Origin of the sequence: Riemerella anatipestifer, assembly GCF_009663465.1 — a bacterium.
In the GTDB taxonomy this organism is placed as follows: domain Bacteria; phylum Bacteroidota; class Bacteroidia; order Flavobacteriales; family Weeksellaceae; genus Riemerella; species Riemerella anatipestifer_C.
Window position 1 is genome coordinate 268,204 of the sequence record NZ_QXHU01000002.1, and the last position, 1,759, is coordinate 269,962.

1 protein-coding gene and 1 pseudogene are annotated in these 1,759 nt (G+C 44.6%); both read left to right on the forward strand.

The features are described 5' to 3' along the window. Window positions 1-1,276, forward strand: a pseudogene (locus D1003_RS03480) (fibrobacter succinogenes major paralogous domain-containing protein); the annotation flags it as partial. A gap of 91 nt (window positions 1,277-1,367) precedes the next feature. Beyond that, window positions 1,368-1,754, forward strand: a complete 387-nt coding sequence (locus D1003_RS03485; RefSeq protein WP_153935743.1) for an HU family DNA-binding protein — start codon at window positions 1,368-1,370, stop codon at window positions 1,752-1,754. Window positions 1,755-1,759: the final 5 nt, after the last annotated feature.

Here is a 1,759-nt window from a genome sequence, read left to right on the forward strand (position 1 = left end):
AGCAACAGCCGCTCTGGGAGCAGTACAAGATATTAAGTGGATAGTCTTTAAAAATAAAGGAAAAAACTACTTGATACAGGGGAGTAGCTTACAAGATGCAGGAATAGCTGCTGGAGCAGAAATAATAGTAAATATCCCTTACAGCGGTGCATTGCCCACTGATGGGGCTTATACCGCTTACGAACAAACCTTAGCCCTAAAAAATGAGAGTGGTTATATGCAAGATTTTAAGTTGTCTTACCCAGCAGGTAATTTTACAGGGGCAACAGGCACTATACAAGCTAAACTAAAGAATGTGAGTGGGGCTACTTACTACCCTGCCCTAGCTCCAGAAGATGGCATATACCGCAATGCTATTAGCAATGCGAATGCCTACACCATTAGCCTAAATGGGAGCAGTACTACCACGCTCAAAATACAAACCCTTACAGGCGTTCCTGACCGATGTTTTAAAGAGACCACCTTGCAATGTGTAGGTTATGGTGAAGATGTGGAAGAGCATAATTTTGTCTATCTTCCAATCCAAGGACCTGATGGTAGGGTTTGGCTCAATAATAATCTAGGTGCAGATTATGCAAAAGTAGGTTCACCGTGGTTTGACCCAACTTATCAAGCGGGAGCTTTAGATTATACAGACACCTCCTCCGCAGTGCTGCTATCTAATCCAACTGCCGACCAAATTAAGATGGACTGGCGTGCGTATGGTTCGCTCTTCCAATGGCAGCGTAACCCAGATGGGCACGAGTTGATGACTTGGTCTTCCTCCACAGGTGGTACGCCTAAGTATGCGACTATCGCCACTACTTTATCTGATTCTTGGACGACCCCTAATCATAATAATTTTATCGTAGGTACTAGTTCAACTTATTGGGGTTGGGTTAATGATACCTTGAATGCAGCATCTACTCAAAAGGATTTATGGCAGTCTTCAGGTACGGGTAAGACCAACCCTTGTCCTTCGGGTTATTACGTGCCTACTCACGATGAACAAGTGGCTTTACATAATGCCATTACGGGACAGAATGTAGGTAATAGTGATAGTAGCTCTTATTTGCCGGCGATGTGGAACGAGCGGGTGCTTCGTCTGCCTACCAATGGTTACCGCTATAAGAGCGATGGCTCAATCAACTTTCAGGGCATCTTCGGCATCTTGTGGAGCAGCGTGCAGCACAGCCCCTACTCTCGGTACCTATGGTTCAATAGCTACGATAGCTTCACAGGCGGCAGCACCGAACGTTCCTTAGCCCATAGCGTGCGTTGCATTAAGGATAACTAAGTGGGCTTAGCTCAAAAAAACAAAAGGGTAAAATCCTTTCCCTATATATAAGATAAATAAACTAAAGTATAACCCATAAAATAAATGTATTATGTCAATTAAATTTAAAGTAGTAGAAAGAGGTCAGCCGGGTGTAAGCGGCGGCGGTAACAAAAAGTGGTATGCCAGTGCTGCCACAGACGGCGAGGTAGGTATAGACGAGCTCGTAAAACAAATCGAGAAGTTTTCTGCCCTCAGTGAGGCAGATATTAAAGGCGTTATCATCGCTTTAGAGAATGTGATACAAAATGCTTTGTCGGACAGCAAAATCGTGCGTTTGGAGAAGTTGGGGACGCTGTATCCTACCCTAAGCAGCGGCGGAGCCGCCACGGAGAAAGATTTTACCCAAAGTCTTATTAAATCGGTAGGCGTAAACTATCGCCCCGGTAAACGCATCTTAGATAGTATGAAGGCGGCAGGCTTTGAAAAAGTGAAGTAAACCGT

Coding starts and splice junctions, on each gene's coding strand:
- D1003_RS03485 (WP_153935743.1), top strand. CDS start 1,368: ATGTCAATTAAATTTAAAGTAGTAGAAAGAGGTCAGCCGGGTGTAAGC.